The organism is Corynebacterium sp. UMB8791, assembly GCF_054166365.1.
This window is the reverse complement of the sequence record NZ_JBSZCG010000134.1, coordinates 1-9,054: the sequence shown is the minus strand read 5'-3', so window position 1 is coordinate 9,054 and position 9,054 is coordinate 1. Positions and strand designations below refer to the sequence as shown.

Annotated in this window: 9 protein-coding genes, 1 rRNA gene, 1 pseudogene and 1 riboswitch; of the genes and pseudogenes, 4 read left to right on the top strand and 7 right to left on the bottom strand. The window is 62.1% G+C overall.

Features of this window, described 5'->3' with window-relative positions; genetic code table 11:
* Positions 1-53 precede the first annotated feature (53 nt).
* On the top strand, positions 54-248 hold the full coding sequence (locus ACXIUA_RS08790) for a hypothetical protein (RefSeq protein WP_070362866.1): 195 nt from the start codon (positions 54-56) through the stop codon (positions 246-248).
* A gap of 120 nt (positions 249-368) precedes the next feature.
* Here the strand turns inward: ACXIUA_RS08790 and ACXIUA_RS08785 are convergent, their stop codons facing one another.
* A complete protein-coding gene (locus tag ACXIUA_RS08785) occupies positions 369-1,019 on the bottom strand; it encodes a resuscitation-promoting factor Rpf1 domain-containing protein (RefSeq protein ID WP_284817522.1) in 651 nt (216 codons plus the stop codon).
* Between the two features lie 11 nt (positions 1,020-1,030).
* Positions 1,031-1,204: riboswitch (cyclic di-AMP (ydaO/yuaA leader) on the bottom strand.
* A gap of 237 nt (positions 1,205-1,441) precedes the next feature.
* Between ACXIUA_RS08785 and ACXIUA_RS08780 the strand changes: the two genes are divergently transcribed.
* Positions 1,442-1,825, top strand: a complete 384-nt coding sequence (locus tag ACXIUA_RS08780) for a cold-shock protein (RefSeq protein ID WP_070362863.1) — start codon at positions 1,442-1,444, stop codon at positions 1,823-1,825.
* 3 nt (positions 1,826-1,828) lie between these two features.
* On the opposite strand, the gene ACXIUA_RS08775 is transcribed toward ACXIUA_RS08780, so the two are convergent.
* Together ACXIUA_RS08775 and ACXIUA_RS08770 are read right to left on the bottom strand one after the other, a co-directional pair.
* The gene (locus ACXIUA_RS08775) at positions 1,829-2,335 is read right to left on the bottom strand and encodes a DUF2771 domain-containing protein (protein ID WP_070479214.1); all 507 of its coding nucleotides are present in this window, start codon (positions 2,333-2,335) and stop codon (positions 1,829-1,831) included.
* A 10-nt stretch (positions 2,336-2,345) separates the two neighbouring features.
* The gene (locus ACXIUA_RS08770) at positions 2,346-3,131 is read right to left on the bottom strand and encodes a glutaminyl-peptide cyclotransferase (protein ID WP_070363560.1); all 786 of its coding nucleotides are present in this window, start codon (positions 3,129-3,131) and stop codon (positions 2,346-2,348) included.
* A 38-nt stretch (positions 3,132-3,169) separates the two neighbouring features.
* On the opposite strand from ACXIUA_RS08770, the pseudogene ACXIUA_RS08765 reads away from it, so the two are divergent.
* Both ACXIUA_RS08765 and rrf read left to right on the top strand, forming a co-directional pair.
* Positions 3,170-3,751, top strand: a pseudogene (locus ACXIUA_RS08765) (DUF3027 domain-containing protein); the annotation flags it as partial.
* Positions 3,749-3,865, top strand: a 5S ribosomal RNA gene (gene rrf / locus ACXIUA_RS08760). The pseudogene ACXIUA_RS08765 and the gene rrf, both read left to right, overlap by 3 nt.
* Before the next feature lie 146 nt (positions 3,866-4,011).
* Here the strand turns inward: rrf and ACXIUA_RS08755 are convergent.
* The 4 genes from ACXIUA_RS08755 to ACXIUA_RS08740 form a co-directional block, all read right to left on the bottom strand.
* On the bottom strand, positions 4,012-4,518 hold the full coding sequence (locus ACXIUA_RS08755; protein ID WP_070362870.1) for a GNAT family N-acetyltransferase: 507 nt from the start codon (positions 4,516-4,518) through the stop codon (positions 4,012-4,014).
* Positions 4,519-4,648: 130 nt separating this feature from the next.
* Complete coding sequence (locus ACXIUA_RS08750; RefSeq protein ID WP_070479208.1) at positions 4,649-5,299, bottom strand: DUF3239 domain-containing protein; 651 nt, start codon at positions 5,297-5,299, stop codon at positions 4,649-4,651.
* Positions 5,300-5,309: 10 nt separating this feature from the next.
* Positions 5,310-6,962: a DNA repair helicase XPB gene (locus ACXIUA_RS08745; protein WP_070479209.1), complete on the bottom strand. Its 1,653-nt coding sequence runs from the start codon at positions 6,960-6,962 to the stop codon at positions 5,310-5,312.
* A 16-nt stretch (positions 6,963-6,978) separates the two neighbouring features.
* A partial coding sequence (locus ACXIUA_RS08740; protein ID WP_457976588.1) for a helicase-associated domain-containing protein occupies positions 6,979-9,054 on the bottom strand: 2,076 nt, incomplete at its 5' end.

Below are 9,054 nucleotides of genomic sequence, written 5' to 3'. Positions count from 1 at the left end.
AGCGTTGGCTAGTGTACGTGCGATTTTTGCCAAGGCGTGAAAGAATAGTACGCATGGCTAAAGACGTAGAGAAGATCGGTCGCGCGAACCCGGCGTGGCCCACCAACACCCCTGGTAATGGTTCGCCTGTCACCGAGCTGTCCTCGCAGCTTACCGGTGCATCTAGCCCGTTTGGGGACGAGCTCGTGCTCCCACTCCCAGCGGAAGAAATCGGGTACGTCCACCCAACGACGCGAATCAACCGCTAAGCGTTCAACCTTTCGGCCAGCCCTGAAAGAGTGGGCTGGCCAGTCCCTATGCCCCTTTCATAAAGCAAAACAAACGTGCCCGCCACAAGCTTTCTGTGGCGGGCACGTTCTATTGAGTGCTTAGCGGTTCAGCAGTGCTGCGCCGATAGCGGCGAGATCGCCCGAGCGAACAGCGTCGATCAGTGCAGCGTTCTGGCTGTAGAACGCATCGTAGTTCGCGCGGTTCGCAGCGTAGGACTGCTGGATGTGCGCCGGAATCGCGAAACCATAGTTGCTCAGGGAGCTGCCGAGCTGACGGTACAGGGCGTCAACTGGGTTCTCTGCCTGGCGCTGGGCTGCGTCCGGGGATGCAACGGCGGCGCTTGCAGGAGCAGGTGCCGGTGCGGCAGCCTGTGCGTCGCGATTCGTCGCAGCGGAGTTCAGTCCAAGGCGAGCGGAGCATGCAGGCCATGCGCCCCAACCCTGCTGTGCCAGGGTGCGCTCTGCAACGATGATCTGCTGCTCACGGGATGCCAGGTTCGCGGTTGGAGCGAACTGGCCGCCACCGAATGCCTGCCAGGTGGACGCGGAGAACTGCAGGCCGCCGTGGTAGCCGTTGCCGGTGTTGATTGCCCAGTTGCCGCCGGACTCGCACTGTGCGAGACGGTCCCAGTCGGAGTCAGGCGCTGCCGTGGCCTCTGGGGCCATCAGTCCAGCGAACGCCGCGGTTGCGGCTGCGCCGGCGAGTGCCTTCTTGGTCAGGGAAGTGGTCTGCTTGGAATGGCGTCCCATTGAAATACGATGTCCTCTCTTGTTGTCGCTTGCGAAGTAAGCTGTCGGGTTCGGGCTGAGGTGCCCGGTTGCAGTAGCAACTTCACCCCAAGGAAGCTCCGGGAGGGAGTTTCCGAAGGTTGGGTCCTCCGCTTCTGTTCCTTGTGTAATTGTGCGAGGCGAACAGAACTCAGCGTGCCTCGTTTTCTTGCTGCGGGACAGCCTAACGCTTTATAACGATTTAGTCACGCTCCGGGCACTTTTTGGGGTCGGTGTCGCGGATGTGGGGAGGCAGGTAGGGCCGTTTGGCCTGTTCACGAGCAAAATTAGCGCGAATGTGATTTGTGGCACTTTCTTTCGTGTTGGGGCTCGAACGGGCGATACGACTATGATGGATAGCCACTGCTGAGTCTGCATAGAGAACAGAGAAGGAACGAAGACTAATGCCAATTGGAAAGGTGAAGTGGTTCGACGCCGACAAGGGCTTCGGCTTCGCATCCAACCCTGGAGACGACGACGTATTTATTTCTAAGTCGGTGCTCCCGGATGGTGTGGATGAGCTTGTGCCTGGACAGCGCATCGAGTTCGACTTTGCCGCAGGCCGAAAGGGCCCGCAGGCGCTGCGCGTCGCCATCTTGGAGACGCCGAAGCGTCGCCCCGTGCACCGTAGGAAGCCAGAAGAACTCGGAAGCATGCTTGCCGATGTGATGACGCTCATCGAGTCCGACGTGCAACCGGCGTTGACGGCTGGGCGCTACCCTGAGCGCAAAGAGGCTCGACAGGTTGCGGGCATCCTGCGCGCAGTGGCGAAGGAGCTTGACGCCTAAGCGTTATTCAAACGCGACCGACCATGTGGCGACCACCGGGATTTCTTCCCCGTGGTCGTCATTTTTTACGGCCAGCGTCGAGACTTCAGCAACGAGGAGTTTTGCCCCGCCTTCTTTGACGGCAGGAGCGGTCTCTTCGGTGGTCTCGCCAGCCTGGTGGAGGCGCTCCTCGTTGGCGGAGGGGTCGTCGTAAATGAGGAGGAGGCGCCAGCTGCCCGCAGCGATGTCTGGGTCGATGCGGAATTTGAGTTCGTCGGAGCCACCACGTGTGAGTGCCGGTGGCTCACCGCCGTCACATTGTTCATCGAGGGGGCAGAGCGTGTAGGGGGCGATCTCGTGCTCGCCGTCGGATGCAGTGACGTGAATCCGAAGGTCTTCTACGGGAAGACCTGGCTGCGAGCGCTGCCAGGTCATGAACGCGTACACCCCAGCGAGCAGGATAGCGACGGCGAGAACTGTCGCACCGAGTTGGAGTGCAAGGCGAGAGGAAGCACGGCGGGAAGCAGTCATGAGCGAAATTCTACTGGGACGGGACCAGCCGGACGCGGTAGAGGTCAGGCCAACGCTTGCCGGTGAGGTAAAACTCGTCGGTGCCAGGGATATGCGCGATCCCGTTGAGCACATTGTTTATGTCTTCGTCGGCGTTGTTGGGAAGAGACGACGCATCGATCCTGGCCGTGACGTGGCCGGAGGTGGCGTCGATACGCACGATGTCGGTGGTTGTGAAGATGTTTGCGTAGACGTCGTCGCCGACGCACTCCAACTCGTTGAGACCCTCGACGGGTTTGCCTTGGTCGGTGACTTCGAACCGCGCAAGCTCGGCGAGCGTGTCCGGGTCCATGCGGCGCAGCTCGGCGGAACCGTCGGAGAAAATAAGTGCATCATCGGTGGCGCACAGCCCCCACCCTTCGCCGTCGTAGTGGGCGGTATCGACAGTTGCTAGGGACGCTGCATCGCGGCGAAACGCGGTGCCCTCCTGCCACGTCAGCTGCCAAACCGAATCTCCGACGCGGGTCATGCCTTCGCCGAAGAACACGTCCGGCAAGGCAACCTCGCCCAACACGTCGCCTTCTGTCGTGAGCCGATACATGCCGGACGCTCCATATTGGCCGGTACTGACGAGGAGCGTGCCGTCCTCATCGACTTCGAGGCCCTGGGTGAACAGGGCAGGGTCGTAGTCGTAGCGTTGTACGATTTCGGGTTTCAGCTGCTCCACCTCGGTGGCAGCTTCATCGCAACCACTCACGGTGAGCAGCACCAAAGGACACATCAGGATGGACCAAAACCGTCGGGAGTGAACACGCATACGTCCATCATGCAGCATTTCCCCAGAAATGGGCCATAATGGAGAGCGTGTCTCAGAACAAGAACTCTTCACCACTGCTGAGCGACAAAGCAATTGAGGTCGCGCGAGAGGCCATCCTCGAGATCGCGGAAGGCGAGGTCGGCGCGCACATCGGTGTCGCTGGGCTCTCGAGCAACGTGGCCACGCACCGCTTCGAAGCGAGCGTGCCTGGCTACAACGGGTGGGAATGGAACGCGGTCGTCGCGTGTGCCACGGGCTCAACATGGGTGACCGTCAACGAGGTCGCGCTCATGCCGGCTCGCGACGCGCTGCAGGCGCCGGACTGGGTGCCGTACTCCGAGCGTCTTCGCCCCGGCGACCTCGGCCCCGGCGACATCATGGAGCCAGCGCCTGACGACGAGCGCCTGACCACAGACTCCTTTGCAAAGGATGCAGTGACGTTCCCAGGCAGGGAAACTGACCACTACCTCACGCAAGAAGGCCTCAATGCGGCGAAGACGCGGTGGCGGAAGGGCAAGTTTGGCCCTAATTCTGCGTTCGCCGAGCAGGCAACGCTGCACTGCCGGACCTGCGCGTTCTACATTCCAATGGAGCACCCAGTGGGGGAGAACTTCGGAGTGTGCACCAAGGCGGCGGGGAAACGCCCGGTCCCTTTCCGAACCCGGTTAGCTAAGCCCGCCCGCGCTGATGGTACTGCACCTGGGAAGGTGTGGGAGAGTAGGTTACCGCCGGCCTATAACTTCATTTTCCTGTGTGTGGTGAGTGTGTGTTGTTGTGGCACATACTCACCACATTTTTTTGTGCACCCCCACACAACAAACAAACGGGGATGTATCTAGAGAGGCTCGCGTCGAGAACCCCGCCGCGTTGAGCCCAGAATTCAGGAGAGGCGGTAGACCTCGTAATCGTTCGGTACACCCGCACCATGGACGTGCTGGAATCCGAGCCTCAATGCTAAACCGATCGATGCCTCATTAGTGGGGTCGATGATAGCGATGACTGGAAGCTGCGGGAAACGTTCCTGTGCATTGGCAATCGCCGCAGATGCAGCCTCCTTTGCGTATCCCTGGCCCTGAGATTCAGGGGCGAATCGGTAATATAGGTTGAGTACCTGTTCACCGGCTTCCTCACTGTGGCGTACTCCAGTAAACCCGATGGTTGTTCCGTCAAGCGTGGACACTACGTAGTAGCCAAGACCCTGTTCATCCCAGTTTTCTTGCCATGTGCTTGCCAACTCCTCTGCCTCTTTGCGGTTTTTCATCGCGAGGTCGGGACGGTGTTGATAGGTGCGGGCGTCGGCGTGGATCCTAAAAATGGCGTCTATATCTTGGTCCGTGGGAGGAGTGAGGATAAGGCGAGGGGTGCGAAGGGGAAAAGCATCGTTCATCTTGGAATCTCCGTTCAAAGTGTTAGGCCTCTCAGGCTACCTGGCCTCAATGGCTGAGGCATGGTGCAAGCAATACGCCCCAGGGGACATAAGCATTCCCTGGGGCGTACGCAGAGGCGAGGATGTCGGCCTAAAAAGCTATGAGCTCATTTCTAGACTTCTTGACTAGATCCTCGTCGCGGATAGCTTGCTTGAGGGCGCGCCACTGATCGTCGGGGATGTAGTCCGTGGCTTGTTTGATAACTTCCTCTGAAGGGGTGCCCCACGCGATTGGCATCGGAGTAATCGTTGCCCAGTGTGCCTTGTCGCGGGATGTGCGCTGGCCTCCCACAGCGACGCACGGAACTGCAGCGCCAACCTTAGGAGTGACGCCGGGGATCCGTTGCACCACAGTTGAGGTGAGCGCCCACTCGGCAGGGGACTGCTGGTCAACGACTGTGTTTACTAACGCGGTGAGGGTAACTGTGGTGCCCTTGTCATCGGTGATGACAGCGGGAGAGAGGGGGTTGGCGTCGTAAATTGCTTGGGTACGTGGAACCGCGCGAGGAATAGCAAGACCGACGATCAGCATGATGGTGCCGAAAAAGATAAGGGAGAGGGATCCGAGTAGGCGCCAGGGGGAGGTCGGGTCGACGAGGAACCAGACTATGACGCCCGCGATGAGGCAGACGACGAACAGAGCGATGCTTGAGGTAACGAGGTTCTTGGTATTTCGAATAAGTTCGTTGTGTTCTTTGGCGTATTCTTCGTCGACGTTGAAGCGGAATGGTTGTTCAGTCATAGGCCACAGTCTATAGGCCGCGTTTGAGGTCTGAGGCATCCATGATGCGATAAGCGTAGCCCTGTTCGGCGAGGAAGCGTTGGCGGTGCATGGCGTACTCGGCGTCCAGGGTGTCTCGTGTGACCACGGTGTAGAACAAGACCTCACTGCTGTCCGGCTTGGGTCGAAGGAGTCGGCCGAGGCGCTGGGCCTCTTCCTGGCGGGAACCGAACGTGCCTGAGACCTGGATTCCCACGGCTGCCTGGGGGAGGTCGATGGAGAAGTTCGCCACCTTCGATACGACGAGGGTGCGGATTTCGCCCTGGCGGAAGCGCTCGAAGGCTTCTTCGCGGGCTTTGGTGCTGGTGCGGCCGTCGATGAGTGGGGCGTCGATCTGCTGCGCGATGTGGCGCAGGTGATCGACGTAAGCTCCGATGATGAGCGTCGGTTCGCCCTCGTGGCGGGCGAGAATGTCCTTGACCGTCGAGAGCTTGGCTGATGCGGTGGCGGCCAGGCGGTAGCGCTCGCGTGCGGAGGCCGTCGCGTAGCTGAGGCGCTCTTCTTCCGTGAGCGTGGTGCGGGCCTCGATGCATTCGGCGGTGGCGATGAAACCTGCCATTTCGAGTTCTTTCCAGGGGGCGTCGTAACGCTTGGGGCCGATGAGGGAGAAGACGTCGTCTTCGCGGCCATCCTCGCGGATGAGTGTAGCGGTCAGGCCGAGACGGCGGCGGGACTGGAGGTCGGCCGCCATGCGGAAAACGGGGGCGGGGAGGAGGTGGACTTCGTCGTAGATGATGAGGCCCCAGTCGGTGGTGTCGAAAAGCTCGAGGGCGCGGTATTCGCCTTTCGTTTTCCGGGTGACTACTTGATAGGTCGCGATGGTGACCGGGCGGATCTCCTTCTTTTCGCCGGAGTACTCACCGATTTCTTCCGGGGTGAGCGTGGTGCGGCGCAGCAGCTCATCGCGCCACTGCCGCCCGGCGACAGTGTTGGTAACGAGGATGAGCGTGGTCGTCTCTGCCTGCGCCATCGCGGCGGCGCCAACGATGGTTTTGCCCGCACCGCACGGCAGGACCACCACGCCTGAGCCGCCCTCCCAGAATGCTTGGGCGGCGTACTGTTGATAGTCGCGAAGCTCCCAACCGTCAAAGTCGAGCGCGATTGGGTGGGATTCGCCGTCGACGTATCCGGCGTGGTCCGCCACCGGCCAGCCCGTCTTGATGAGTTCTTGTTTGATGCGCCCGCGCGCGGACGGGTGTACGCCTACCGTGTGCTCGTCGAAGCGCTGGCCAAGAAACAGGATGATGTTCTTGTTGCGCGTAATCTCATCCAGGATTGGGGGCTCTTCCGTGGTGAGGATGAGCCCGCGTTGTGGATCGTTGAGCAGGCTGACGCGCCCGTAGCGCGCCATCGTCTCCGCAATGTCGATGAGGAGCGACTGGGGGACGGGGAACCGGGAATAGCGCTCGAGGACATCGATTGCGGTCTCGGCGTCGAAGCCGGTGGCGCGGGCATTCCACAGCGCAAGTGGGGTGATGCGGTAGGTATGGACGTGCTCGGGGGCGCGCTCGAGTTCAGCGAATGGGGAAAGCGCTGCGCGTGCTTTCGCTGCGTCCGGGTGCGCGATTTCAAGCAGTACGGTTTTATCGGACTGCACGATCAGTGGGCCGTCCCCAAACGTCATTGTTGGACCTTTCTTTCTACACCAGCGTCACAGTCGTGACGCGCCGCAGTGGTATGCGGATCACGCGCTGCGTGGCCGTGTCCTGCGCATCAATGACGCCGACACTCACCGTCAACGGGATGACCGTTAGGGTGTGCTGCGCGCCCTGCGAGTCCGCGTACTCAACCTTGACGCGGCGACGGGCGCGGGCTGCTGCACGAAGCATATCAGTCGTTGACGTTTCGCTGACCCCGGAAGGTTGGCTTGTATCCGAGTTGAGGGCCGCAACAATCTTATCGACGTCCTCTTCGCTCAGAGAGGCGGTTCTGGGAAGCGAGGACGGTGTTGCTCGCACCAGTGTTGGTTCCTCCGCAAGCGTGATGGAGGCGCCGTGGTCGTCTTCGGCGGTTGGCTGCAGGCCCGCGGCTTGCAACTCGTGGAGCAAGCGTGGCAGCGGAAGCGGGCTGACGGCGACGGTCGGCGCCAAGATCCGCAGATCGGCGTGCTCAGCCGCCACGGCGAGGAGGGCAGGGTCGGCGCAGCGGATGTAGCTCAGCGCGCTGCCGGCGCGGATTGCGCCGTGGGTGCGGGAGAGATCATCGATAAGGAAGGTGATGGCCTGCGGAACCTCGCCCATGATGTGCTGTTTAAACCATGTGTGCAGTGAGTCGGCGTCGTGCCCACGGTCGAGGGCGCGCTTCAGGGAGGCGTCGCTGATGCGCCACATGCTGGCAAGGCCCGGCGATTCAAGGTCGGCGATATCTTCGACGACGGCGGCGGTCGCCGCATCGAGCGGCCCCGGGGCGAGCAGTGTCATGTCGCCCTGCGCGATGAGTTGCGAGACCTCCGTGGGGACGAGCTGCTTCGTAGCCTCGACGACGTCGCCGTCGTTGAGAAGTGCTTGCAGGGGTGTCGACGCCGAGCTCCCCACGCCGCCAATCGCGCCGACGAATGCGGCTTCGGCGATGGTGGCGTCGATAAGTTGGGGTGAGAAATTCGCTGCCATGAGCGGTACGTGGAACAGTAATCGAGCCTCCTGGTCGGGGCCCGCGTACTCGACGATGCGCCTCCGGGCGTGCCTGACGTCGGGGTTGTGGGTGGGCTCGGAAAGGAGGCGGTGCTCCGGCGTCTTGTCGGTGCGCCAGGGCGAGGCGAGCCAGCCGGCGAGGAGGATAGCCCACTGGTCGGCGAGCGTGGCGTCCAACCAGGAAAGAGCGTCGTGGGTGGCCGCGAGTACGTCGGCCTCGTCGGTGCTTCCACGGCCGAGAAGGCCGGCGGATTCGCCCGTGGTAATGAGGAGCGCAGGATCGAAACCGAGGGCCTGCGTTAACCCCGCATGTGCGCGGACCCCCAGGGAGCCGTCCTTGTTCAGTGCGACCGGGGACTCAAGTAACAGGAGCAGCAGCTGGCGGAGCTTGCGCACCGCGTCGAGGCCCGCGCCAGTCGCGTTGCGGTCGATCGTCGGCTGATCTGGATCGTTGACGGCAGGGGCGTGCTCGGGGAACTCGCGCGGTGGCAGGCCACGGAGGACGTCGCGGACGGGGCGAGGTAGGCGAACCGTTGTGGCGTCGACGCGGATGAGCAGCCCTTTCGCAATGAGTGTTGCAACTGGCGTCGTGGGATCCGCGTCCGCCGCGGCGGCCCTCGTCGTGCCGACGGAACCTGACGCCGCTAGCGTATCCAGCACTGAGCGCTCGCGGGCGCTGAGTCCTTCCAGCAGCCCGTCGAGGTTCGGTGGGGCCTGGTCCCCGAGGCGCCAGCCCGACGGCAGCGCGGAAAGTGCCCCTGGTGCGACCTGTATGGCGGCGTCCGGGCCATAGATGAGCGCCATCGCACGAAGACGCTCGACGGCCCCGGGAACACGCGCTGCGGGGACATTGTTGGTGTCGACGGGAGAGAGTTCGGCGCCGACGTCCCCGAGCGCTTCCAGAAGCCGCAACTCGGCAGCGTTGAGACGGCGTAACGCTCGTGCTGCAGACCCAGCCAGCGACAGCCGCGTCCCCAGCGAACCCCAGGATGGCGGGGTGGGGTAAAAGGCGTCTGGCCTGAGATAAATGAGCTCCCGGAGTTGTTCGGGGCGCATCGTGCGGAGCGCTTCCTGGAACGTAGTCAT